Origin of the sequence: Staphylococcus sp. GDX8P114P-2 (assembly GCF_017892945.1) — a bacterium.
In the GTDB taxonomy this organism is placed as follows: Bacteria; Bacillota; Bacilli; order Staphylococcales; family Staphylococcaceae; genus Staphylococcus; species Staphylococcus arlettae.
The window spans coordinates 230,023-255,009 of sequence record NZ_JAESMB010000008.1; the positions used below are offsets into that span (position 1 = coordinate 230,023).

23 protein-coding genes are annotated in these 24,987 nt (G+C 33.4%); 8 read left to right on the forward strand and 15 right to left on the reverse strand.

The genetic code is table 11. The annotated features are described in order from the left end of the window. Positions 1 to 116: 116 nt before the first annotated feature. Positions 117 to 1,619, forward strand: a complete 1,503-nt coding sequence (locus tag KA845_RS04205; protein WP_002508889.1) for a peptide MFS transporter — start codon at positions 117 to 119, stop codon at positions 1,617 to 1,619. 138 nt (positions 1,620 to 1,757) lie between these two features. Further along, the gene (locus KA845_RS04210) at positions 1,758 to 2,696 is read left to right on the forward strand and encodes a diacylglycerol/lipid kinase family protein (protein ID WP_002508890.1); all 939 of its coding nucleotides are present in this window, start codon (positions 1,758 to 1,760) and stop codon (positions 2,694 to 2,696) included. A 49-nt stretch (positions 2,697 to 2,745) separates the two neighbouring features. Here the strand turns inward: KA845_RS04210 and KA845_RS04215 are convergent, their stop codons facing one another. From KA845_RS04215 to KA845_RS04240, 6 genes are all read right to left on the reverse strand, one after another. Next, the gene (locus tag KA845_RS04215) at positions 2,746 to 3,282 is read right to left on the reverse strand and encodes a 5' nucleotidase, NT5C type (protein ID WP_002508891.1); all 537 of its coding nucleotides are present in this window, start codon (positions 3,280 to 3,282) and stop codon (positions 2,746 to 2,748) included. Positions 3,283 to 3,362: 80 nt separating this feature from the next. After that, positions 3,363 to 4,418 (reverse strand): histidinol-phosphate transaminase, encoded by a 1,056-nt coding sequence (gene hisC, locus KA845_RS04220; protein WP_002508892.1) that lies wholly within the window; start codon positions 4,416 to 4,418, stop codon positions 3,363 to 3,365. Between the two features lie 188 nt (positions 4,419 to 4,606). Then, entirely contained in the window at positions 4,607 to 6,121 is a 1,515-nt protein-coding gene (locus KA845_RS04225; RefSeq protein ID WP_002508893.1) for an ABC transporter permease/substrate-binding protein, read from the reverse strand. After that, positions 6,118 to 7,074 (reverse strand): ABC transporter ATP-binding protein, encoded by a 957-nt coding sequence (locus KA845_RS04230; RefSeq protein WP_021459145.1) that lies wholly within the window; start codon positions 7,072 to 7,074, stop codon positions 6,118 to 6,120. The genes KA845_RS04225 and KA845_RS04230 overlap by 4 nt, the downstream gene beginning before the upstream one ends. A 232-nt stretch (positions 7,075 to 7,306) precedes the next feature. Continuing rightward, complete coding sequence (gene recQ / locus KA845_RS04235; RefSeq protein WP_002508895.1) at positions 7,307 to 9,085, reverse strand: DNA helicase RecQ; 1,779 nt, start codon at positions 9,083 to 9,085, stop codon at positions 7,307 to 7,309. A gap of 13 nt (positions 9,086 to 9,098) precedes the next feature. Continuing rightward, positions 9,099 to 10,988, reverse strand: coding sequence for an ABC-F family ATP-binding cassette domain-containing protein (locus tag KA845_RS04240; RefSeq protein ID WP_210127815.1), 1,890 nt, complete (start codon positions 10,986 to 10,988; stop codon positions 9,099 to 9,101). Between the two features lie 104 nt (positions 10,989 to 11,092). On the opposite strand from KA845_RS04240, the gene KA845_RS04245 reads away from it, so the two are divergent. Continuing rightward, positions 11,093 to 11,911 (forward strand): ZIP family metal transporter, encoded by an 819-nt coding sequence (locus tag KA845_RS04245; protein ID WP_002508897.1) that lies wholly within the window; start codon positions 11,093 to 11,095, stop codon positions 11,909 to 11,911. A gap of 209 nt (positions 11,912 to 12,120) precedes the next feature. On the opposite strand, the gene ltaS is transcribed toward KA845_RS04245, so the two are convergent. The 7 genes from ltaS to KA845_RS04280 all read right to left on the reverse strand — a co-directional run bounded on the left by ltaS (position 12,121) and on the right by KA845_RS04280 (position 19,130). Beyond that, on the reverse strand, positions 12,121 to 14,061 hold the full coding sequence (gene ltaS / locus KA845_RS04250; protein WP_002508898.1) for a polyglycerol-phosphate lipoteichoic acid synthase LtaS: 1,941 nt from the start codon (positions 14,059 to 14,061) through the stop codon (positions 12,121 to 12,123). A 690-nt stretch (positions 14,062 to 14,751) separates the two neighbouring features. Then, positions 14,752 to 15,756: a 5-oxoprolinase subunit C family protein gene (locus tag KA845_RS04255; RefSeq protein ID WP_002508899.1), complete on the reverse strand. Its 1,005-nt coding sequence runs from the start codon at positions 15,754 to 15,756 to the stop codon at positions 14,752 to 14,754. Next, positions 15,744 to 16,451, reverse strand: a complete 708-nt coding sequence (locus KA845_RS04260; protein ID WP_002508900.1) for a 5-oxoprolinase subunit B family protein — start codon at positions 16,449 to 16,451, stop codon at positions 15,744 to 15,746. The genes KA845_RS04255 and KA845_RS04260 overlap by 13 nt, the downstream gene beginning before the upstream one ends. Before the next feature lie 22 nt (positions 16,452 to 16,473). Next, a complete protein-coding gene (locus KA845_RS04265) occupies positions 16,474 to 16,677 on the reverse strand; it encodes a hypothetical protein (protein ID WP_002508901.1) in 204 nt (67 codons plus the stop codon). A gap of 125 nt (positions 16,678 to 16,802) precedes the next feature. Then, the gene (locus KA845_RS04270; protein ID WP_021459146.1) at positions 16,803 to 17,411 is read right to left on the reverse strand and encodes an aminotransferase class IV; all 609 of its coding nucleotides are present in this window, start codon (positions 17,409 to 17,411) and stop codon (positions 16,803 to 16,805) included. Further along, positions 17,411 to 18,553 carry a chorismate-binding protein gene (locus KA845_RS04275; protein ID WP_193325098.1) on the reverse strand — a complete coding sequence of 381 codons (1,143 nt, stop codon included), beginning with the start codon at positions 18,551 to 18,553 and terminating at the stop codon, positions 17,411 to 17,413. Before KA845_RS04275 ends, KA845_RS04270 begins: the two co-directional genes overlap by 1 nt. Further along, on the reverse strand, positions 18,537 to 19,130 hold the full coding sequence (locus KA845_RS04280) for an anthranilate synthase component II (protein ID WP_021459148.1): 594 nt from the start codon (positions 19,128 to 19,130) through the stop codon (positions 18,537 to 18,539). Before KA845_RS04280 ends, KA845_RS04275 begins: the two co-directional genes overlap by 17 nt. A gap of 254 nt (positions 19,131 to 19,384) precedes the next feature. On the opposite strand from KA845_RS04280, the gene queC reads away from it, so the two are divergent. The 5 genes from queC (at position 19,385) to KA845_RS04305 (ending at position 22,567) form a co-directional block, all read left to right on the forward strand. Then, positions 19,385 to 20,059: a 7-cyano-7-deazaguanine synthase QueC gene (gene queC, locus KA845_RS04285; RefSeq protein WP_193325097.1), complete on the forward strand. Its 675-nt coding sequence runs from the start codon at positions 19,385 to 19,387 to the stop codon at positions 20,057 to 20,059. Continuing rightward, the gene (gene queD, locus KA845_RS04290) at positions 20,059 to 20,484 is read left to right on the forward strand and encodes a 6-carboxytetrahydropterin synthase QueD (RefSeq protein ID WP_021459150.1); all 426 of its coding nucleotides are present in this window, start codon (positions 20,059 to 20,061) and stop codon (positions 20,482 to 20,484) included. The genes queC and queD overlap by 1 nt, the downstream gene beginning before the upstream one ends. Then, positions 20,477 to 21,193 carry a 7-carboxy-7-deazaguanine synthase QueE gene (queE, locus tag KA845_RS04295; protein ID WP_021459151.1) on the forward strand — a complete coding sequence of 239 codons (717 nt, stop codon included), beginning with the start codon at positions 20,477 to 20,479 and terminating at the stop codon, positions 21,191 to 21,193. The genes queD and queE overlap by 8 nt, the downstream gene beginning before the upstream one ends. Before the next feature lie 465 nt (positions 21,194 to 21,658). Next, positions 21,659 to 22,255 carry a hypothetical protein gene (locus tag KA845_RS04300; RefSeq protein WP_002508908.1) on the forward strand — a complete coding sequence of 199 codons (597 nt, stop codon included), beginning with the start codon at positions 21,659 to 21,661 and terminating at the stop codon, positions 22,253 to 22,255. A gap of 60 nt (positions 22,256 to 22,315) precedes the next feature. Further along, a complete protein-coding gene (locus tag KA845_RS04305; RefSeq protein WP_002508909.1) occupies positions 22,316 to 22,567 on the forward strand; it encodes a GlsB/YeaQ/YmgE family stress response membrane protein in 252 nt (83 codons plus the stop codon). A 141-nt stretch (positions 22,568 to 22,708) separates the two neighbouring features. Here the strand turns inward: KA845_RS04305 and KA845_RS04310 are convergent, their stop codons facing one another. Both KA845_RS04310 and KA845_RS04315 read right to left on the reverse strand, forming a co-directional pair. After that, positions 22,709 to 23,755 carry a glycosyltransferase family 2 protein gene (locus KA845_RS04310; protein WP_021459152.1) on the reverse strand — a complete coding sequence of 349 codons (1,047 nt, stop codon included), beginning with the start codon at positions 23,753 to 23,755 and terminating at the stop codon, positions 22,709 to 22,711. Between the two features lie 319 nt (positions 23,756 to 24,074). Then, positions 24,075 to 24,914: an aldo/keto reductase gene (locus KA845_RS04315; protein WP_002508911.1), complete on the reverse strand. Its 840-nt coding sequence runs from the start codon at positions 24,912 to 24,914 to the stop codon at positions 24,075 to 24,077. Positions 24,915 to 24,987 lie beyond the last annotated feature (73 nt).

The window sequence follows — 24,987 nt, forward strand, 5'->3', positions numbered from 1 at the left end:
ATTAAAAAACTGAATATTTTGAATATTTTTATTTTTAGAATATTGTTGCAATTAATTTTGTTTAAGCGTAAAATTCCTTTTATACATTTTTTTAGGGAGAAAGGAAGGGATGTTACTTGGCTTACGATAACACCCAAAATCAAGACGTTCCAAATGTTCCTCAACATGGGTTCTTTGGACATCCACGTGGTCTTGGTGTATTATTTTTCGTTGAATTTTGGGAGAGATTCAGCTATTACGGCATGCGTGCGTTATTACTATTTTATATGTACTTTTCAATCAAAGATGGCGGTTTAGGCATTGATGAAGGTACTGCTCAATCAATCATGGCCGTATACGGCTCATTAATCTATATGACATCCGTTCTAGGTGGCTGGGTTGCAGACCGTGTTACTGGGACACGTGCTGCTAACTTGTATGGTGCTGTCTTTATTATTATCGGGCATGTCTGTTTAAGTTTACCGATCGGCATGACTGGTCTATTTACATCTATGTTCTTCATCATAGTTGGTTCTGGTTTAATGAAACCTAATATTTCTAACATTGTTGGACGACTTTATCCAGTAAATGATAAACGTATTGATGCTGGGTTCGTTATTTTTTATATGTCGGTCAACATGGGTGCACTTATTTCACCATTAATCTTAAACCAATTTGTTGACAGCGGGAAATTCCACACAGGCTTTTTAATCGCCGCATTTGGTATGGCTTTAGCTTTAGTATGGTATGTATTGTTCAACCGTAAAAATTTAGGTGATATTGGTGTTAAAGCTACTAATCCTTTATCAGCGAGTGAGAAGAAAAAATATACAATCTTGTTTGTTGCAATTGGACTTATTATTGCACTAGTCTTACTTATCACAGGACTTACAGGAACACTATCATTTAACATTATTAGTACAGCAGTGTTAGTTCTTGGTATTGTGTTACCAATTTGTTACTTCACAATTATGATTCGTAGTAAAGACGTTACAGATGACGAACGTTCTCGTGTCAAAGCATTTATACCATTGTTCATTTTAGGTGTTCTTTTCTGGTCTATTCAAGAACAAGGTGCGAATGTTTTAAATATTTTCGCATTAAAACAAAGTGATATGACTTTAAATATCTTTGGCTGGCAAACTGGATTCGGACCAGCCATTTTCCAATCAATTAATCCATTGTTTATCGTGTTACTAGCACCTGTGATTTCATTAATTTGGAGAAAAATGGCTAGAAATCAACCTAGTTTGGCAACAAAATTTGTATTAGGCACTATATTAGCTGGTCTTTCTTACATAATGATTGCCTTAGTAAGTTATACTGCCGGCGCTACATTTAGTGTTAACTGGATTATTTTATCTTATATCATTTGTGTTATTGGTGAACTATGTCTATCACCTACAGGTAATAGTGCTGCTGTGAAATTAGCACCAAAAGCATTCAATTCACAAATGATGAGTTTATGGTTATTAACTAATGCTACTGCTCAAGCCATAAACGGAACATTAGTTAAGTTAATTGAACCACTTGGTTATAAAAATTACTTTTTATTCTTAGGAGCTATTTCCATTATCATCAGCCTTATTGTTTTAGCCTTTGTGCCTAAAATTGTAAAAGCGATGAGAGGTATTAGATAACGCTCTTATAACTGATAAAATTATTGTAATATATTAAAACACTGCAAGTATCTATACTTTGCAGTGTTTTATTTTTGTGTTATTCACAATGTACTGTACAATAGTAACGATAACTATGATTTCTAGGGAGGCTCATGCATGACAACTCAATATAATCACGGTGTTCTATTTTACCACAAAGGTTCCGGTCTTAAAGCTATCCATGAAGGCTTAGGTGAAGTCGTTAAATCACTAACACCTCTTTGTAAACATCTATCAATTCAGCTAAGTGAGCATGAAGGTGATATTATTAAATATTGCGCACAAATAAAAACTGGAGACTATAGTACAGATGTCGATATATTATTTATTTTAGGCGGAGATGGAACAGTCAATGAGCTCATCAATGGAGTTTTACAACATAATTTAGATGTGCCACTTGCCATTATCCCAGGAGGTACGTTTAATGATTTCACCAAAACGCTTAACTTGGATCCACGGTATAAAATAGCGAGTCAACAACTTCAAAATGCAACTCCACAACCATATGATGTGATGAAAGTGAACGATCGTTATGCTTTAAATTTTGCAGGTCTCGGTTTAATAGTTCAAAATGCTTTAAATGTGCAACAAGGCAACAAAGATGTCTTCGGTAAATTGAGTTATGTAGGGTCTACAGTCAAAACATTAGTGAATCCTGAATATGTCAACTATACGCTTAATGTAGATGGCAAAAAGCTTGAAGATGAATCTTCAATGATTCTCGTAGCAAATGGCCCCTTTATCGGAGGCAATCGAATACCTATGACGGATCTATCGCCTAATGATGGCTATTTAAATGTTTTTATTTTTGATAACCAAAAATTCAGCGTCTTTACTGATGTTTTTAAACAACGCGATAGTATGAACTGGAATAATATTTCTCAGGGTATCCAACATATCCCAGCAAAACAAATTACTATCAGTACTGACGATACACATCAAGTAGATATTGATGGGGAGATTGCTTTAACAACACCACTACAAATAGAAATTATCCCAAGTGCAGTACGTATACTGACATTAACTTCACCTACAGTTAATACAGATGCCAACTAACAACATAAAAGGACAGTGCAACTTTTACGAGTTACACTGTCCTTACTTTTTATTTATTTCCAAGGAAATAATCTGCTACATCTTGCCAGTTATTTACTCTAGTAAATCTATCATCATTAATATTGTGCGATGCAGTGTACATTATTGGTTCTCCAGTGAAAATACTAAGTTGACGTGGATTATCATCAATTAAATAATCTGCATTCACAATATTTTTTCTACCACAAAACACAAAATGTTGTGGATCTAAAAATGGAAAGTACTCTCGCAACCATTCGTACTTATCATGGAAAGATGTCGGTACGTCCATCGCAGCTGTTGCAATATAAACATCATAATATGCAGTTAGCTTCTTCACTACTTCTTGTGCTTGAGCCATAACCTCTAGCTGACCAAAAAATCCTGGTTCGCGTAAAATTTCTGTCAATAAACCATCGTGTTCTGGCATAGCATGACGTAATTTTTTACCGTCTAACATATCATAGCTGATACCTAAATCTGTACGTTCATTGACACGTTTAATTAGTGCTCCTACAGTGTCTGCTAACACTTCATCCATATCAATAGCGATTGATTGTCTCGTCATCTTATTCTTCTTCTCCCTTTTCGTTCATTTAACTCAAAATACCAAACTTTTATACTACCTTAACTATACTTAAGACTCTCTTAAAACTCAAACTGTTGCAATACTTCACGCATTTTTTCATTTTGTTCTGGGAAACCAATAGTAATTCTCACACCATTTGGAAACTCACGAGTAATACATCCTACATTTAGTAACGCTTCATATAATTGATGCGGTTTATCGGTCTTAACAAAGATAAAATTAGTTTGACTTGGATAAAAATGTTTACTTTGTGGTAGCTCAAAAAATTTCTCACGTTCATTTGCATTACGTTCTTGAATAGATTGTAAATATGCTTGATCTTTAAAAGCTGCTAAAGCTGCATATTCTGATAAACGTCCTACATTAAATGGTGGTCGAATAATATTCCATTGTTCTATCGCTTCCTCTGAAGCAATAACATAGCCTACACGTAAACCTGCGAGTCCATATGCTTTAGAAAATGTACGTAAGATAAAGGCATTAGCAAATTCTTTTTGTAACGCTAAGGCATCTGGAAAGTCATTGGCCGTAACAAATTCAACGTAAGCTTCATCTAAAATAACTGGAACGTGACTTGGTACATTTTGTAAAAAGTGTGTTAATTCCTCATGTGTAAAGTATGTACCTGTAGGGTTATTTGGATTACAAAGCCACACTAATTTTGTCTCATTATCAATTTGTGCTAATATACCGTCTAAATCAAAGTGTCCATTTTGTAATGGTACTTGTACTACATTTGCCGATTCTACAATAGCATTATGATAATATTGGCCAAAAGTCATCTCACTCGTCACAATTTTATCACCTGGTGTTAATACTGCTCGTGAAATCATTAAAATAACTTCATCCAAACCTGCTCCAAATAAAATTCGTGATGGTGCTACGTCTAATGCTTTGCTGATTTCTTCTTTAAGTAATGGAGAACCAGTTTCTGGATAATAACATAATTCGTCCACATTGGCTTGAATTGCTTCTTTGGCTTTGGGTGATGGACCATATAAATTTTCATTAGATGCTAATTTATACAATTCTCCTTCAATACCATATTCTTCCTTCAATGCACGTGGTGATAAACCTGGTTGATACGCTGATAATTGTTCGATTTGCTTTTTCATCGTTGCATCGGTCCTCCTTCATATTAACTACAAAAATTTCAAAACTTATCCACTATTATAACGCTTTAATCTGTTGAAAAGCAATCTACTCTCATTAATTAAAAAATGCTGAGACTAGCGTTCTACATGCAACATTGCTAGTAGAATTTATATAGCTAATCTCAGCAAAATATTTGAATCTTGTAATTTTAGTCAACCAAGTTATGTTTTTCTAAATAGTTTTTAGCCACTTCATAAGGATCTTGCTTTTTAACGGTAACTTGATAGTTCATCTCTTGCATTTCTTCGTCTGTAATTTTACCAGCTAGTTTATTTAATGGGTCTTTGATTTCTGGATGGTCTTTCAAATAAGATTCTTTAAACATTGGCGCACCTTGATATGGTGGGAATACTTTTTTCGTATCTTTTAAAACAACCATATCATATTGTTTTAATTCAGCATCAGTTGAATACGCATCAATTAAATTAATATCATTGTTTTCAACGGCTTGATATCTTAACTTAGGTTCCATTGTTTTAATATTATTTAAATTTAAACCATAAGCTTTTTTAACAGCTGGATAACCATCTTTTCGGTCATTAAATTCCAACGTAAAACCAGGTTTTAATTGGTCTTCTACTTTTTGAAGATCAGCAATTGATTTTAAGTTATGCTTTTCAGCAAAATCACGTTTTACTGCTAACGCATAAGTATTATTATATGACATTGGCTTTAACATCGTCATATCAAACTTGTCCTCTAAACTCGTTTTTGCTTGTTGATAAACTTTACTTTCTTCTTTAGATTGTAAATCTTCTTTCGTCAGTTCACCTAATACTGTACCTGTAAATTCTAAATATCCATCAATATCATCAGATTTTAAAGCATTAAATAAAAATGATGTTTTGCCCATACCATCTTTAATTTCGACAGTATCATCCGTATTATCTTCAATTAAAATTTTGTACATATTTGTAATTATAGATGGCTCTGAGCCTAATTTACCTGCTATTGTTACCTTATCACCCTTATTAGCAAGTAACGGTGCAATAATTACTAGTATTAAAATAACAGCGATAATAGCTAATGACATCACTAATTTTTTATAAGATAAATGTTGCATAAACCGTAGTACAATATCAAAAATTATGGCTAATAATGCAGCTGGAATAGCACCAATAAGAATCAATGCTGAATTATTGCGGTCGATACCTAGTAAAATCAAATCACCCAGTCCACCTGCGCCGATTAGTGCGGCAAGGGTCGCTGTGCCGATAATTAAAACCATAGCAGTACGAATACCAGCCATAATCACGGGCATTGCTATTGGCAATTCAACCTTTGCTAACCTTCTACCCGGTTTCATACCAATCCCTTTTGCTGCTTCAACGAGAGATGAATCTACTTCATTTATTCCTGTATATGTATTTCTTAAAATAGGTAACAATGCATATACAACAAGCGCAATTACAGCAGGTACTTTGCCGATACCAAATAATGGGATCATTAATCCTAACAACGCTAAAGACGGTATCGTTTGTAAAATCGCTGCGATATTCATTACCACTTCTGCAAATTTAGTCGTTTTAGTTAATAGTATACCTAATGGTACCCCTATTAAAGCTGCTATCAACAAAGCAATAAAGGATAACTGTATATGTTCGACAATTGTCGTCAATAGTTCGCCTTTACGTTCCGAGAGTGTCTCAATTAAAGCATTCATTGTAACACTCCCCCTTTATTTTGCTTATTTAAGTAAGTAAACATATCTTTACGATGCAATTGGTAATTCTTCTTAGACTCTGTCTCAATAATGGTTATCATGTCATATTGTGCTAATAACTGAAACGCTTCTTCTATTTTAGCCGTACTCTTTAACGTTGGAGTGTTTGTAACTGATGACACTTCCGCTTCACTTAAATAAGGTAATATAGATGCTATTGTAGGTGATGTCTGTATATGTTGACCTAAAAATTGTTTCACAAAATCATTTTTAGGATGTTTCATAAAGTTTTCAGGTGTATCAATTTGCTCGACCCGTCCTTCATTTAATAAACAAATACGATCCCCTAATTTGATTGCCTCTTGAATGTCATGCGTCACAAAGACGATTGTTTTCTTAATTTTACGTTGTAATTCGATTAAATCATCTTGCAGTTTTTCACGACTAATAGGATCCAATGCACTAAATGGTTCATCCATTAAGATAACGGGTGGATCTGCTGCTAATGCTCTAATAACACCTACACGTTGCCTTTGCCCACCTGATAACTCATCAGGCTTTCGGTATTTAAATTGCTCTGGCGTTAAACCAACCATATCAAGTAATGTATCCACACGCTGTTCTATGTCTTGTTCTGACCATTTTTTCATTTGTGGCACTTGAGCAATATTTTCTTTTATGGTCATATGCGGGAATAAAGCGATCTGTTGTAATACATAGCCAATATCCCAACGCATTTCATATATTGGATAATCACTAATTGGTTTACTATTAAAATATATATAACCATTCGTCAATGATATTAATCTATTAATCATTTTCAAAGTGGTAGTCTTCCCACAACCTGAAGGGCCGATCAACACAAAGAACTCCCCTTGTTCAATGTTAAACGACACATCATCAACTGCTGTTTTCTCACCATAACGCTTTGTTACGTTTTTAAATTCTATCATAACTGTCACCTTCATTTTCATTTCGAAATATAGTAGTTATACCTCATTGTTTGCTCTATTCCCTATTCATTTACATCTTAAATATAATTATTTACACAAGTCAAAGTTATTAGTTTCTTTCAAAAAAAGAAGTTTACATCACAAAACCACATGGGCAGACGATCATGTACTGCTTGTTTTGCTTTAAACTTCTGTTTGTACCTTTAGTACTTCAACTAACGGTATATATGCACTAAATTTGTGCTTTATAGGATTGAATTGTTTCTAAAAACTTAGGACAATAATGTTTTAATTTATAACTTCCGACACCGTCAATAGCAATCATATCTTGTTTTGATTCAGGTTTACGTTTGGCAAATTCTTCCAATGTATAATCTGAAAAAATACTTACAGGCGCTATTTCTAATTGTTCACTTAGTTGTTGTCGCACTGATTTTAATTCATCAAATAAAGCTTTATCAACACCTTCTACCGTGTTAATACTAACTTTCTCTTTAGACTTACGTTTAAATGGTGTTGTAAAGACTGCTGCATTCGCATTTAATAATTTTTTCACTGATGCATCGCACGTTAATATTTCATCATGCTCATTTAAATAGCCTTTAAAGCGAAGTTCATCAATTAAATGACTTAAGTCTGATGTTGTATAATCTTTCATTAATCCATGAGTTGATAACTGATCATAATCACAATATTTAATATAGTCCGATGTCTCGCCCCTTAATACTTGAATAATCACGCTGTAACTTTCTTGTTGTTTCATTCTGGCAATACAACTAATTATCATTTTAGCTTCATCTGTCATATCGTAAGTTTTATTTTCATGTACACAATTACTACATTGCTGACATTCTTCTAGTTTTTCATTAGGTTCAAAATAATGTACGAGTGTGGCCTCTAAACATTTTTTAGTTTTTGTGTATTGAATCATTTTTGTCAGCTTTTCACCCATTTTATCTTTATAATCATCGTCTGCTTTAGACACTGAAATAAAATATTGATGTAAGCCAATATCTCGTTCACTGAAGAGGAGAATACAATCACTATTTAATCCATCACGACCTGCACGTCCTGCTTCTTGATAATAGGATTCTAGATCTCCTGGCATATTGTAATGAATTACATATCGCACGTTCGATTTATCAATTCCCATACCAAAGGCATTTGTAGCTACGACTACACGAACACGATCATATACAAAGTCATTTTGTGCTTGTTCTCTTTCTTTATTTGATAGACCCGCATGATAAATCGTACTTTGAATATTTTGATCTTGAAAAGCTTCATGAAGCTCTTCCACTTGTTTACGTGTCGAACAATAAATGATCCCTGCAACATCTGAGTGTTCTTTAACATAATCTAGGACAAATTTTTGCCGTTGATACGTTGGATTAACTTTAAACACCAAATTACGACGTTTAGTGCTTGTTTTAATCTCATCATTTTTATTAATATTCAAACGTTGCATAATATCTTTTTGCACTTCTGTAGTTGCAGTAGCAGTCAAAGCTACAATCGCAAAATCTTGAGGTAACGCAAAGACTTTATGAATAACTTCTTGGTAACTTGGTCTAAAATCGTGTCCCCATTTTGAAATACAGTGTGCTTCATCAAAAGCAACTAAAGGGATAGTCAATTGTTGTAATAAGTTGACGAAATACCCATTATCAAAACGCTCAGGTGCTACATATAGAAATTGTACTTCACCACGTAATAGCTCTTGTTCTACAGCTTTTTGTTGTTTTTGAGTCATACTACTATTTAAATAAGCTGCATTAATCCCAGCAGCATTCAGTTGATCTACTTGGTCTTTCATTAAAGAAATGAGTGGACTAATAACAATTGTTGTCCCACCAAGCATCAAACCTGGAACTTGATAACAAATTGATTTACCTCCACCTGTAGGTAAAACGCCCAACACATTGCGATGATCTATGATTTTACTAATGATTTCCTTTTGGCCAGGACGGAAAGTCTCATAACCAAAATAATGTGATAAAGTTGTTTCCATGTTTTAAAATCCCTCATTGTTCATTTAATTCTTCTAGTTCACTCCATCGTGCAATATCATTCTCATATTGATTTTCTAGTTGTTGTTGCTCTTCATTTAATTCTTTGATTTTGGCATAATCAGAACTTGCCTCTATCATTTCTTGCTCAATCGTTGTCAATCTGTCCTCAGTTTGATCAATTCTAGCTAGTATTGTTTCAAATTCTTGTTTTTCTTTATAAGATAGCCCTTTTTTCTTCTTTTTTACATTCTGTTGCTGAGTTTTATTATTAGCTTTTTCTGTTGCTGCTTGTGCTTTGTCTTGTTCTCGTTTCACTGCTTCATAATCTTCAAAAGAGCCTATAATACGTTCTAATTTACCATCGTGAATATACCAATATTCTTGGGCAACTTTGTTTAAAAAGTAGCGATCATGGCTTACCGTAATAACTGTTCCACCAAATGAATCGATGTAATCTTCTAAAATAGTTAATGTTTCAGTATCTAAATCATTGGTAGGTTCATCTAGTAATAAAACATTAGGTTGATGTACTAACAATTTCAATAAATAAAGTCGCTTTTGTTCTCCCCCAGATAATTTGAATAACTTTTTACCGTGTGTTGCACTAGGAAATAAAAACCGCTCCAATAATTGTGTTACTGAAACTGTTGTGCCATCTTTTTCTTTGGCAGTCTCACTTTCTTCTCTCAAATAATCAATCATACGTATATCTCTGTCTAAGCGTTCATCTGTTTGTTTAAAGTATGCCACTTTAACAGTTTGACCTATTTTTAACTCACCAGTAAAGTTATCATCTTCACCACTTAAAATATTTAATAGCGTTGTTTTACCTGCACCATTCGGCCCTACAACACCTATTTGTTGACCATTTTGAATAACTTCAGTAATACTGTCGAATAGTACTTTATTATTAATTTGTTTTGTCACTTCGTCTAATTCAAATACTTGCTTACCTAAGCGAGAATAAGCTAAGTTTAGCGATCCTTTATCTTGCTGTTGTTGATTTTGCACATCTTGTTCCAACGAATTAAAACGGTTGATACGTGCTTGTTGTTTCGTTGTACGTGCTTTCACACCTGCTCTCATCCAAGCAAGTTCTTGTTTATACAAAGCCTGTTGCTTTTGTTGTTGTTTTTGAGCGATTACTTCATTTTCTGCTCGCATTGTAATGTAACTTTCATAGTTACCTGGATACGTAGTTAACTTGCCTTGGTTCAGTTCGATGATACGTGTTGATACTTCGTTTAAAAAGTAACGATCATGAGTTACGAATAAGACAGTGTGTGGATACTGTTTCACAAAGTTAATTAACCAATTGATAGATTCAAAATCTAGATGGTTAGTTGGTTCATCTAATAATAATAAATCTGGTTGCTCAATTAAAGTTTTAGCCAAGCCAACACGTTTTTGCTGTCCACCAGATAATTCGCTAACATTTTTCGACGTCTCGACAATACCCAACTTAGATAGAATAGTTTTAATTTCTGCACTATAATCCCAAGCGCCTTGCGTGTCCATTGCTTCTTGCGCACGCATCATCATTTGAAAATTAGCTTCTGTTTGTTGTTCAGTGTATTGTGCAATTGCATTTTCATACGTTCGGATTGTTTTTAATGTTTCTGTTTCCGAAGACAACACTGCTTCAAACACAGTCATATCATCATCAAATTCTTGCTTTTGTGATGAATAACGAATGCGATATGCATTAGGATGATTAATGTCAGCCTCATAGTCTTCATCTAAATTAGCAATGACTTTAAGTAAGGTACTTTTGCCTGTACCGTTTATACCAACAAGACCTATTTTTTCACCTTCCGAAACAGATAAATGTAAATCGTCAAAAATAGTTTTGTCCGCATACGATTTATGTAAATGTTCAATTTTATATGCTTCCATGCTCAACATCCTTTAAATATCGAAAATTCTGAGTATCTCTGTTAAACTTATTTTCAGTTCCATATATTATACACCTTTTTGAGTTCAAATGATACAAAGGAGATTAGCTTATGGTTGAATTTTTTCAAGATTTACCTCCATATCTGCAAGCACTTATTGCAGGTATTATTACCTGGCTCTTAACAGCTTTAGGAGCTTCATCCGTTTTCGTGTTCAAAAACGTTAACGAGAAAATACTGAATTCTATGCAAGGTTTTGCTGCTGGTATCATGATAGCAGCTAGTTTTTGGTCATTATTGCAACCTGCTATCTCTTATAATGAGGATTCAAATTTATCATGGTTACCGGTTGCAATAGGCTTTTTATTAGGCGGTTTTTTTATTCGAGCTTTAGATATTATCATTCCGCACATACACCAAAATGCAGTAGATGCCCAGCAATACCAAGAAGGTCCTAAAACAAACAAACTAAACAAAAATACCCTTCTTGTATTGGCTATTACATTGCATAATATCCCCGAAGGTTTGTCTATTGGGGTTGCTTTTGGTGGTATTGTCTCAGGAAATGGTGAAGCGACATTCTTAGGTGCACTAGGTTTAGCCATCGGTATCGGAATTCAAAATATCCCTGAAGGCGCAGCATTATCTATGCCTATACGTGCCGCTGGTGCCTCACGTTGGAAAGCTTTCAATTATGGTCAGGCTTCTGCTATTGTAGAACCTATTTTTGCCACTATTGGAGCCGCTACGGTATTAATCATTACACCAATGTTACCTTATGCATTAGCGTTTGCTGCTGGTGCAATGATATTCGTTGTAGTAGAAGAATTGATACCCGACTCTCAATCTGGTCAAAATACTGATTTAGCCACACTTAGCCTTATGTTAGGATTTACCATTATGATGATTTTAGATGTGGCTTTAGGTTAAATTTCCCTATATTAATTACTGACATTTAGAAAATTATAATCGTATCATTCTTTCCACTAATAGCTATAATGAACAACTATTAATTGAATAATGGCACTAAAAAACTGAGCGTAGCAATTATTTACTTGCTACACTCAGTTTTTTTATTAAAATTACTATATTCACAAAAAAGCTAAGGCGAATATTCATCGCCTTAGCTTTTTACATGATTAATGTTTTTCTTGCCCTTTAGGGCCTGGTTCATAACTATATTCAGATGGTTTTATCTTATCAAAGTCAGGATTATCATAGAATCTGAATAAGTCACCATTTAACACGCTGTCACTCATTTCTAAGTCTTTTTCAACTTGCTGTTTACGTTTTTCAAAGTCTTTAGGTTTCTCGGTGATTAATTCATTATCTTTATTGGAGTAAATTTTACCATTTACATATTTATAATCTTCTGTAATAAAGTCACCATTTCTAAATGGCACTGTATCATTATGTTCTTTAGATAATAAATCAGTTCCCATCATTAGATAATTTTTCGTATCAATACCTAATAAATGTAACATTGTCGGCATAACATCCGCTTGTCCAGCGTATGTTTCATCTACAGTACCTTCTTTACCTGGTATTTTAAGCCAGAATCCTGTACGGTTAAGGTCTGTGAATTTAGCCGGCGTAATCTCTTCACCTAATAATTTTTCCATAGCTTTGTTATGGTTTTCTGATATACCGTAATGGTCACCATAAATCATAATTACTGAATCGTCATATATACCTTTTTTCTTAAGATCTGTAATAAAGGCTTCTAAAGACTCATCTAAATAACGCGCTGTTTGTACATAACCATCTACTGTAGAGTCACCCGTTTGTGGTGATTCTATCGTTTGATCCTCTGGAGCTAACGTAAATGGATAATGATTTGTTAATGTGATCAAGTGACTATAGAATGGTTGTTTTTCTTTGGCTAAATAATTTGCTGATTCCTTAAAGAATTCTCTATCTTTTAACCCAAGATTTTCTAAGTTCTCTTGTGACATATCATAATAAGTCGCATCGTAGAACTTGTCTATACCAAAGTGTTTATAAATTTGATCTCGGTTCCAGAACGTTTTGTAGTCACCATGCATAACACTAGATGTGTAACCTTGTTTCTGATCCATAATCGCTGGTAACGATTGGAATGTGTTATCACCTTTTAATGAAAAGGCAGAACCTTGTGGTAAACCATACAAACTATTATCCAACGTAAATTCTGAATCCGATGTTTTACCTTGCCCAGTTTGATGGAAGAAGTTTGGATAATATCTAAAGTCTTGATTACCAGTAGATAATTTATTTAAGAATGGTGTCACTTCTTCACCATTAACCTTTTTATTTATTAGGAAAGTCTGGAAACTTTCTAAATGAATTTTAATAACATTCTTTTTCTTCGCAGCACCATAATATTCTTTATTAGGTTCTACGCGTTTTTGTTTAGTGTAATTCAACACTTTAGTTAAATCATCTTCATTTGCTAAAGCTTTTTGTTGTTTATTTTGAATTGTTTTTACACCATCGTAGACTGTGAAGTTATATGGTCCTAAATATTTCACTAAATATTTATGATCAAATGTACGAGTTAATAACTCCGGACGATCAGACTCAGCAAACGCTAAGTTCAAGAAGAATAATGCAATTGATGCTGCCATCACGACTGGTACAAATTTCTTACTAAACACACGTTTATCTAACCATTTTTGTTTAAATATTAAAACAAACAAATAGATTATTGTGTCAACAAAGTAAATAAAATCGTACCATTTAAATGAAGCCGTTACGGCACCACCCATAGAATCTACATTACCTACTTGATTTAATGTACTGAATGTTAAAAAGTCAGAAAAGAATCTGAAATAAACAACATTCGCATATAATAAGAAACTAAGTAAAAAGCCACCAATAAAGATAAACCAAAATGCTTTTTTACCTTTAAAGAATAAAAATAAACTCAATACTAATGCTATTAAACTGTATGGATTCATTAAAAGGATTAAATTTTGTACTAACCCTTTTACACCTAAAGAAAAATCAACATAATACGAAAAATACGTTTTTAACGTAACCGTAATCACTGTTAGTATAAAAAACGCAAATAGCGTCAATTTTTTCTTGTGTATACTCATGATTGTTTCCCCCGTTAATTTTTTTAATAGGATGGACATCGTATCTTCCATTCCCTAAAAGTTAATAAAATACTTTTATTTAATATATGTATTGTTTGCATTAAATATATAACGCAGACAACGCATAGTGCGTTTGGCTGAAGTTACTTCATGAGTTTGTCATATTTTCTGAATTAATTTTCTAAAGTCGATTTAAGAACATAACTCATATGTCATTTTTATTTTGTCATTAATGTCATTATCATGATTTTATTGTGAACTATTTTAACACAATATTTAAATTTTATAGTTTAAACATCAACTGTAAATTAGATTTAAAATCTTCTTTGTAGTTTATATAAACAATTTACAATCAAGAGTGCTTTGTAATCTTTTTGTAACAAAACGTATATAGTTCAATTAATAAATATAAAGCAATTCCAGCAAAATTTCAAGTGAAAGCATAACGTTTCCGTTTGTTTTAACATTATTTATTCGGCTTTTATTGCAAAAATTGAAGTCGCTATTTAATTATACGTAGGTTTTACTATTAATTAATCGGACTATAGTCTTATTAACAAATAAAAACACGAAGCAACATTCTAACAATGTCTTCGTGTTTTCATTATTCTCGCATTAATTTTAATAAGTAGTGTTTAAGTCCAAATAAGCCAAGTACTTATTAAAGTCTGCCCACAACTTACGTATTTACTATTTAAGCATTTCTAATTGCATTCTATACTCAATACCATGAAACAGTTGATTTAACCAATTGCTATATTTTACTAAATTCATTTCTGCTGTTTCCACATCGATAAATTGGAACTTCAGTTTTTCACCTTGATGTTTTTGCCCTAACTTCGTTAAATGATACGTAGCAATCGTTCCAATTTGCGGATAACTACCTAACGTGTAATGATCATTTAACAGCACGATTGGGGTGCCATCACGTTTTACTTGAATTGTCCCTTTTTGTACAGATTGATGCGGAGGCATGTCATCATAATAAGCTTTCACAGATTGTCCTTCTACAACCATTCCTACTCGATTTGCTTTACTCGTAACTTTATATTCACCTGTAGTAAAACGTTCTAACACCATAGTGTCAAAATCATCTGTACCTTTATTTTTTATTACGTGAAAAACATCTGACATATAATTAAATGATAGTGCGTAACCATCTATGCCCCAATTTGTTTGATGCGTTTCTTCTAAATTTTCAAACAGTTTGTGATGGCGTTCAGTGTACTCACGCTTCATATTAATTTCATCACCTGTTTGTAATTGTCTACCTTCAAAGCCACCAATGTGTGATTTAAAATCCGTAGAAGTAGAACCTAACCAATCGTCCAATTCGAAACCACCACCGACTGCTAAATACACTCTTGAAGTACGGTTAGTTTCAATGAAAGTTAAAACATCACCTTTTTCCATTAAGTATAATTTGTTCGGCAAAATAGTTAAATTTGCTGTTGCTGCTTTAAACGTGCCACCGCTTAATGCTATTAACGTTGGTTCCGTGAACCTAATGCTCGCCATTTTATTAGTCATTTCAAGCGTTGCTTCATTCTTATCATTTGCCACAAGACGATTAGCAATTTCATGAGATAGAGGGTCTAAAGCGCCACCTCTAATAACACCTAAATGCTCGTACCCTTGACGTCCAAAGTCTTGAAAGCTTGAAAACAAACCTGCATTTTCAATTATGATTGACATGGATTAAAGCCCCCTAAATCTAACTCATGTGGTTGATAAGCTTTAAACTGAACATTATCACCGAGTTTAAGTTTTGTGAAATCTTCTTGTTGTGGATCAAATAATTTTATAGGTGTATAACCAATAACTAACCAATCACCATATGTATCTGTAGTATTAATACCTGTTTTTTTACCTTCAATGATTACTGCACCTGCAGGAATAAATGTCTTTTCCTTTCCTGTGTGATTAACGAATAAGCGTTTGTCCATTCCAGTTAAATACGGAAAGCCTGGTGAATAACCCATCATCGACACAAAATAGTTATTTTGTGTATGTAACTTTATAAATGAAGATAAATCCATATCATAGAAGTTTAATAAAGCATCTAAATCGGGACCATATGCACCACCATAAACAACTGGGATTTCAGTCACATTTTCAGATGAAGGTACATGTCGAATTTCTAATTGGATAGATTCTATTAAATCTTTCATATATTTAAATGGAGAATTAATATTATGATGTTTAATCATATCTCGTGCATCATAACAAATCATAATGTCGGATTCTGTTGGTACAATTTCCGTAATAAATGGATAATCGTGGGCAACAAAATAATCTTTTAATGCTAACAAGTCCTCCGTTAAATCTTGAGATACTTCTTTTTCAATAGAAACGACAATTGCTTGATCCCCTTGACTATAAATCTTCATAACTTCACCTCATAATTTGTTTCTAATTGTAAAATACTTCTAAACCTTGGATTATTTTATCTACAACTGTACCTATAAAAAAATAGACAAACACCATTTCTAAAATACAAAGTAATACGAGAATACTAAATGAAAGGCCCCAAGTATACTGTTCATGTTTTGTAGTGAGTAACCATTTAACTAGCAGCGTTGTCACTATAATAAGTACTAACCATATTATTAACATTTGTTAACTCCAGTCTATACTAATTCACATCTTTATATTTTCATTGTATTCTTAATTACGCGTTAAGAACTAATAAAATAACTATGCGTCTTTATAAAACGCATTGCTTCAATACTTCACCTATTCTATAGATAAATTTCAACATCAGCAACCTCGCGTAAACTATTTATTAACATTACTTCAATTAAATCATGTTGTACCTTATATTTAAATGACGCTATATCGTAATCTTTAACTTTCACTTTTTCCTGTTCTAATAAATATTGACGCATTGTCCCACGCAAGAAGTCCTCATTATAAGACGGTGTATACCATTGACCATCTTCTTTTATAACAATATTGCCAATATCAAATTCTAATATTTTACCTTCTTCATTATATAATAAAATTAAATCCGTTTCATGATTGTGTCGTAAATGCTCGCGTTGTGATGTTTTATTAATGACATATGCTTTAGGTACATGTTGAGACACACACTGTAATTTTGCAGTAAAGTGATTTTTAGTTGTAAGTGGGAATATTTGATAGTCCATTTTCCCACTTTCATCCAATGTCAATTTAATGCGTTTCATTTGTGTTGGATATTGCTTTTCGATTGATGTAATCGTGTCATCCCACAACTTGTCGTTAAATGGGTATGCAAACTGTTTACTCGATTGTTTAATACGTGCTTTGTGATAGGCTAAACGCTTTATTTGACCTTCATCTAATTGCATAGTTTCAAATAATATCATTACAATCTCCCCAATATTTTGGATTTATCTTTAAATTCTTGTATTTCTGCTTGTGGATCAGAATCAATGGTAATACCTGCACCCACACCATAGACCGCTTCATTTTCAATATACTGTAATGTCCTAATTGGAACATTAAAAATCGCACGCTGTTCTGGCAACAATAAACCTATAGTGCCACAGTATATATTTCTAGGCACTTGTTCTAATTGTTTAATATATTTCATTGTATTTAATTTCGGCGCACCTGTAATCGAGCCACATGGAAACAATGCCGCCATTATATTATTCAATGATAACGCAGTTCGTAGTTTGCCACTAACCATAGATGTCATTTGATATACTGTATGATACATTTCAATAGCAAATAAATTATACACTTTAACCGTATCTGTTTGAGCAATTCGAGCGATATCATTACGCAATAAATCAACGATCATAACATTTTCAGCTTGGTCCTTTGACGAGTTTCGTAAACGCTCATAGTTTGCTGCATCTGCTGCTGGTGTAACACCACGTGCAATCGTTCCTTTCATTGGCTTACTTACAATCATATTCGAATGCCCTTGAAAATCACCTTGTTGAAAGAATAATTCAGGTGATGCCGAGGCAACTTTAATTTCATCTGTATCTAGTAGCACTCCATAATTTCCATTATTGTGACATCGTAATTGATAATACAATGTAGAAATATGCTCTTGTATAGGAGCTTTTAGTCGTGTCGTATAATTTACTTGATACGTATTACCATTAACAATTTCTTGTTGCACTGTTTTAATATGAGTTGTTAACGTATCATCTGGCAATATAAATTGAAATTGATGTTTATTTTCCGTCTGCTGTATTGACTCAATTTGATGTCCTTGAACTGTATCAGCAAATACATATGCTGCCGCATAGATGTAAGAAGACGGCACTGTACAAGTAGCCATATCTTCATTATAAAAAGGTGCCGCTTCGTAAGGTAAATACAACGCAACGTAATAGCCAGCTGCTTGCATCTGTTCTGCAAAAGCCACGACATCTCCTACTTGATAAAGTTGTCGAGCAACAGCTTTATCAATATATTGAGTCAATGTCATATTATAAGTTTGATAGTCAACATCATCTAAATAATACCGATAATTAAAATGGACTTGCACTTGTATCACCTATCTTTTCAAGAAATAATCGTAATTGTTTATGTCCATATTGACTTAAAATGGACTCTGGATGGTACTGTACACCAAAGATGGGATGCTCTCGGTGCTGCACGCCCATGATAATATGGTCACTCGTTTCTGCAGTTATTATTAAAGATTTGGGCAACGTTTGCCTATTGACCATGAGTGAATGATAGCGCATCACACTAAATTGTTGTGGGATACCATAAAATATGCCCTGATTAGTATGCGTTAGTGCAGCCACATGTCCGTGTACTGGTCGCACATTCGGTATAATTTCTCCACCATAATACGAGACAAGTAATTGGAAACCTAAACACACGCCTAATATCGGTATTTGTTGTTCAAATGTTTGAATTAATTGATATAACATTGGATAGTCTTCTGGACGACCAGGACCTGGTGAAATAACAATGGCACTTGGTTTACTTGCTTGTAATTGAGCTATATTTAAGTCATCAACGTCGATAACAGTAATCGGTTGCTGACTCATACTATTTAAATAGTCTACTAAATTATATGTAAATGAATCTTTATTATCTATCATAACTATCATGTTAACTTTTACCTCTTTCATAACAACATTTTGGTTTGTAGACACTTTAATTATCCCAAATATCGACTTGCTTTTACAGCTTAAATATATTATTCTATTCTCCGTATAATTTAATTAACAGAGGTTTCTAGCTGATACCCTCTATAAAAAACTAGACACACTTTCGTCTGTCTTTTTATAGAGATAGACGTTTTTTTATGTCTATTTTTCTAATATTGCTAGCTATTACCTTTTAAAGGAGAGCAAACTTAATTATGACACAAGATATATTAGACCACAGTAAAGCGCTAGTCGTTTTCAGTGGCGGACAAGATAGTACGACTTGTCTTTTTTGGGCAAAGGCACGCTTTGATGAGGTGACTTTAGTAACATTTGATTATGGTCAGCGACATCAGACGGAAATTGACGTTGCAAAACGTATTGCACATGAACAAAATTTACAACATCATGTATTAGATATGTCGTTGTTATCACAACTCACTCCAAACGCTTTAACTAATCATGAGCTCGCAATCGATACAGCTGAGGATGGTGTCCCTAACACCTTTGTACCTGCACGAAACTTACTTTTCTTATCTTTCGCTGGTGCTTTAGCTTATCAATTAAATATTAAAAATATCATTACTGGTGTCTGCGAAACAGACTTTTCAGGTTATCCTGATTGTCGCGATAGCTTTGTAAAATCAATGAATGTAACATTGAATTTAGCAATGGACAAAAATTTCGTCTTACATACTCCATTAATGTGGTTAGATAAAAAACAAACTTGGAAACTCAGTGACCAACTTGGTGTCTTAGATTACATTAAAGACCAAACACTTACTTGCTATAATGGTATTATTGGTCAAGGTTGTGGTGAATGTCCAGCTTGTCATTTGAGAACACGTGGCCTCACGCAATATTTAGCGACTAAAGGAGAGAATCTTTAATGTTTCAACAAAATTATCCGAATGTAGCACATGATTATATGTATGAATTAAATAAAGACTTTAACTTTTCTGCCGCTCATTATATACCTAGTGAAGATGCTGGAAAATGTATGCGAACGCATGGTCATACTTACTTTGTGAATTTGACTATTGCAGGTGATACATTGGATCATAACGGATTTCTCGTTAATTTTAGCGATTTAAAACAATTAGTACATGGCAAATTTGACCATCAGTTACTCAATGAGCTACCTGAATTTCAAGGAAAAAGCCCTTCGACTGAAGTTGTAGCACATACAATCTATGAATTAATACAAAATGCCCTTAACCAACGTACTAATCAGCCACAATGTTTACAAGTGTATGTCCGTGAAACTCCAACGAGTTATGTAGTATTTCGTCCAAAGGAGCATCGCAATGGCTAAAATTCCAGTGTTAGAAATATTTGGACCTACTATTCAAGGTGAAGGTAGTGTTATTGGTCGTAAAACTATGTTTGTCAGAACAGCTGGCTGCGATTATCGATGCAGTTGGTGTGACTCTAGCTTCACATGGGATGGTAGTGCAAAAGAAGACATTCGCATGATGACTGCAGCAGAAATCTACGAGGAATTGTATGCAATCGGCGGCGAATTATTTAATCATGTAACTATTTCAGGGGGCAATCCAGCTTTAATCAAAGGTATTCAAGACCTAGTAGACCTATTTGATAGCAAAAACATCCAAAGTGCTTTAGAAACTCAAGGCAGCAAATTCCAACCTTGGATGCTACAAATTGATGATTTAACTATTAGCCCTAAGCCACCAAGTTCACTAATGAAACCAAATTTACCCATCTTAGACAATGTTATTGAACAATGTCACGACGAGGCATTAAGTCTTAAAGTCGTTATTTTTACCGATGAAGATTACGACTTTGCAAAAATGATTCATCACAGATATCCTAACATTCCCTTCTATTTACAAGTTGGAAATCCTTATTTAGACGGTGAACAGGTAGCTGATCACACCTCCAAACTATTATCTTTATATGAATCACTGGTCAATCGTGTAATGGGCAGTGCTGATATGAATAACGTCTATGTCTTACCTCAACTTCATACGTTACTTTGGAGTAATAAAAAAGGCGTTTAAATACTTTAGTACAAATTCAATATATTCAGATGACTAAGACATCAAGTTGTATCGTTTTTAAAGAAAAGTGCAAAATGAACTACTTTATCTAAAAAACAATAGTCTCCATGCTCACGGTAAACGTTAACAAAAACTGCCAACAAAATTGGAGACTTTGCCGATAGCTCTTGGCGTATTGGCAATAAATAAACTTTAGATATTAATTCTCCTAAGCAATTTCTATAATATTGGCAGTGCTTTGGGCCGACTCCTGTGGGAATAACACTTGTCGAAGACTATAGGCTGAGGCAGTGCCCGCGGAAAGCGTGCACCAAAAACTGCCAATAATGTCAGAAACTTTGCTATTGCCTATTTCTTCAATGCCACTGAAATTTACAAAATTTTAACATATCAAATGTTATTAAATGCTTAACACATTATTAATTGGTATAATGTTGCAATGAAGTAAAATGTAAGGAGACCAAAATGCTAATATCTATTATCATCAACATTATTGCGACAGTTGTCATTCTTGGTATTGACCTCTATCGCCAGAATTTCAAACAACTAAAGTATAGCTCTGTTCTCATTGCACTCACTATTAATGGTCTTATTAATTTATTTATAGTAGGCGAATATGATTATATTTCCTTTTTTACAATTTTGTTATTTTTAGCATGGACATTATTGCAACTTTATATTAATCGCGTAGTAGATGTGTTTGTAATCAAAGAACAAAAGTTTATTGCGGTGGTACTTACTATTATTTTAAGTACATCAACTATTCTTACATATAGCACTAGTCATGATTCTTACTACATGTCTATTCCTTATTTAGCACCAGCCATAGCCCTTATAGGTGCAATATTTTTATTTTACAGTACATTTCAACCAGAAGAACAAATGCACTTTAAACTTATTAATAAAATTAAACGTCCAATTTTAATTGGTAACCTTATGCTCATAATGTCCTTTATCTTAATGACTTTATTAACACCATACTGGTATGCATTTTTAATTATTTACATTGTATTTATTGCATTTATATTTTGGCAAAATATTTTTTCTAAACAAAATGATTAATTGATTTATTTTTGTGGTATAGATAGACTGTTAAATTTTGTTAGAAGGAGGCTCTTAGTCATGGGATTTATACTAATGTTAATCGTCGGTGGTTTAATCGGCTGGATAGCTGGTGGCATTGTAGGTAAAGATATACCCGGTGGTATTTTAGGTAATATCATTGCAGGTATCGTAGGTTCAGCACTTGGTTCTTGGTTACTTGGTGACTGGGGTTGGCATTTAGGCGGCATTGCCATTTTCCCTGCATTGATTGGTACAATCATTTTAGTAGCAATCGTATCATTTGTCGTTGGTAAACTACGTAAAAAATAAATTAATAGGAAGATGATAACACCTAACATCATCTTTTTATGTTTGTAACATGATAAAGCAGCTAGCCCATAGTTTTACTATGAGTTAGCTGCTTTTGTGTTGAGTTAAAATACTAGATCTTATCTACTCACTGAAAACTAATTATCTATTTTTTAGTAACGACCGCTGTGTTTTTTCTTCTATGCTTTGGTTCAATTCCTCATGATGCATTTGGTTAGCATGTTTGACATCAGCTTTATCAGCTTCATCACTTTCAATATTCGTCGCTAATACAATATATTTCGGACGTTGTTTAACTTCATAATAGATGCGCCCTATATACTCCCCAATAATGCCAATTGATATTAATTGGATACCTCCTAATAATAAGATGGCTGCAATCGTTGAGAAATAACCTGGTGTTTCGATACCATTTAAAACAATACCTGCGAAGACAAATAGAATATATAATACACTCACAAAAGAAATAAACAGCCCTAAATAAATCATGGCACGCAATGGCTTATTATTAAACGAAATCAAGCCATCAATTCCATAATTGAGTAACTTACTGAAAGACCACTTAGATTCACCGTCTTCACGCTCTACATTGTCATAAGTGAAGACTTTAGTATTATAACCAATCCATTCATATAAACCTTTAGAGAAACGGTTATATTCTTCCAATGAAGCCATGGAGTTAACTGCGCGTTGGCTTAACAAACGAAAATCGCCAATACCATCTTCTAATTTGATATCCTCAACAAAGTAGTTGATCATTTTATAATAACAGCGCGTGAGTAACTTACGTGATTCCTTTTCACCCTCTCTGTTACGCTTAGCAACTACTTGATCATAACCATCCATATAACCGTCAACCATTTGAGGGATAAGCTCTGGTGGATGTTGCAAATCTGCATCAATCATAATGACTGCATCACACGATTTACTATGTTGAAAACCTGCTATCATCGCAGATTCTTTACCAAAATTTCTACTAAAAGAAATAAATTTTACATGATTATCTTTTTGTGCGGCATCTTGAATATAATTGATTGTTGCATCTTTACTTCCATCATCGACAAATAAAATATCATATTCATAATCATGACGTATACTGTCATTTAATAACACTTCAGTTAATCGTTGATATGTTTTTAGTATAACTTCACCTTCATTATAACAAGGTACTATAACTCTAATATTCATCTCATCAACACCTTCATTCCATTTACTTCTCTTCCACTTTATCAATAATAAATCGCATGATTCCATAACAAACAATTAAATTTACACAATCTTAATGCCTAGTTAATAAAGTGCTTATAAATTACTTGTTATTTAATTTAATTGCTAATAACGGGGATAATTAAGCAATTAGTATCTGCTTAAAATACTATTTTAAGTAGTGGGATATATACTTTTCTTTAAAATATAATTTGTAACTTTATATTACCAAGTATTCTTAAATAAATGAACTAAAAACCTTTATATCACACTTCCAAGTAATGTATGATGCGACATTAAGTTAACGTAATGTACCTATTTTAACTGAATCAGGATCATGACCTTGGCGATCATTGCGATTTAATGCGTCAATTTCCGCAATATCAGTAACTTCTAAATTAAAATCAAAAATATTGAAATTTTCTTCAATACGTTCAGGTGTTTTAGATTTTGGGATAATCAATCTATTGTGGGCTAAATGCCAACGCAAAACAACTTGTGCTGGGGTTTTATTATAACGTTTCGCTATCTCTACAATAACTGGATCATCCAATAACCCTCTATTACGCATTAGTGGCATCCATGCAGTAACAGCAATGTCGTTGTCATCACAAAAATCTTGTAATTGTTGTTGATTAAAATACGGGTGCACTTCTACTTGATTCACTGCTGGCACAATGTCAGTTGCATCCATTAATTTCTCCAAATGTTCTTTAGTAAAATTACAAACACCAATGGCACGTACCTTACCTTCTTCATATAATTGCTCTAAAGCTTTATAGCTCTCTATAAATAAATCATCTTCAGCACATGGCCAATGAATTAAATATAAGTCCAAATAATCTGTACCTAATCGTTCTAATGATTGATTAAATTGTTTTAACGTACTTTCAAAACCTTGATAATCATTCCATAGTTTCGATGTAATAAATAAGGAATCTCTTGCTATTTCTGACTGCTTTAATACGCGTCCTAACGCTACTTCATTGTCATACAGGTAAGCAGTGTCAAATGCACGATAACCAACTTCTAAGGCACTTTCAATTGCTGTTGCCATTTCATTGTCAGTAATTTTATATACACCTAGTCCAATTTTAGGCATTGGGTAACCATTGTTTAAATAATAAACATCATTCTCCATTGTATAACTCCTCTCATGGTTATGTTGCTATATTAATAGTGTTAATAATTCTCTATTGCCTTTTTTTTAAAAT

Coding starts and splice junctions, on each gene's coding strand:
- KA845_RS04210 (WP_002508890.1), top strand. CDS start 1,758: ATGACAACTCAATATAATCACGGTGTTCTATTTTACCACAAAGGTTCC.
- KA845_RS04215 (WP_002508891.1), bottom strand. CDS start 3,282: ATGACGAGACAATCAATCGCTATTGATATGGATGAAGTGTTAGCAGAC.
- hisC (WP_002508892.1), bottom strand. CDS start 4,418: ATGAAAAAGCAAATCGAACAATTATCAGCGTATCAACCAGGTTTATCA.
- KA845_RS04225 (WP_002508893.1), bottom strand. CDS start 6,121: ATGAATGCTTTAATTGAGACACTCTCGGAACGTAAAGGCGAACTATTG.
- KA845_RS04230 (WP_021459145.1), bottom strand. CDS start 7,074: ATGATAGAATTTAAAAACGTAACAAAGCGTTATGGTGAGAAAACAGCA.
- recQ (WP_002508895.1), bottom strand. CDS start 9,085: ATGGAAACAACTTTATCACATTATTTTGGTTATGAGACTTTCCGTCCT.
- KA845_RS04245 (WP_002508897.1), top strand. CDS start 11,093: ATGGTTGAATTTTTTCAAGATTTACCTCCATATCTGCAAGCACTTATT.
- ltaS (WP_002508898.1), bottom strand. CDS start 14,061: ATGAGTATACACAAGAAAAAATTGACGCTATTTGCGTTTTTTATACTA.
- KA845_RS04255 (WP_002508899.1), bottom strand. CDS start 15,756: ATGTCAATCATAATTGAAAATGCAGGTTTGTTTTCAAGCTTTCAAGAC.
- KA845_RS04260 (WP_002508900.1), bottom strand. CDS start 16,451: ATGAAGATTTATAGTCAAGGGGATCAAGCAATTGTCGTTTCTATTGAA.
- KA845_RS04265 (WP_002508901.1), bottom strand. CDS start 16,677: ATGTTAATAATATGGTTAGTACTTATTATAGTGACAACGCTGCTAGTT.
- KA845_RS04270 (WP_021459146.1), bottom strand. CDS start 17,411: ATGATATTATTTGAAACTATGCAATTAGATGAAGGTCAAATAAAGCGT.
- KA845_RS04280 (WP_021459148.1), bottom strand. CDS start 19,130: ATGATAGTTATGATAGATAATAAAGATTCATTTACATATAATTTAGTA.
- queC (WP_193325097.1), top strand. CDS start 19,385: ATGACACAAGATATATTAGACCACAGTAAAGCGCTAGTCGTTTTCAGT.
- queD (WP_021459150.1), top strand. CDS start 20,059: ATGTTTCAACAAAATTATCCGAATGTAGCACATGATTATATGTATGAA.
- queE (WP_021459151.1), top strand. CDS start 20,477: ATGGCTAAAATTCCAGTGTTAGAAATATTTGGACCTACTATTCAAGGT.
- KA845_RS04300 (WP_002508908.1), top strand. CDS start 21,659: ATGCTAATATCTATTATCATCAACATTATTGCGACAGTTGTCATTCTT.
- KA845_RS04305 (WP_002508909.1), top strand. CDS start 22,316: ATGGGATTTATACTAATGTTAATCGTCGGTGGTTTAATCGGCTGGATA.
- KA845_RS04310 (WP_021459152.1), bottom strand. CDS start 23,755: ATGAATATTAGAGTTATAGTACCTTGTTATAATGAAGGTGAAGTTATA.
- KA845_RS04315 (WP_002508911.1), bottom strand. CDS start 24,914: ATGGAGAATGATGTTTATTATTTAAACAATGGTTACCCAATGCCTAAA.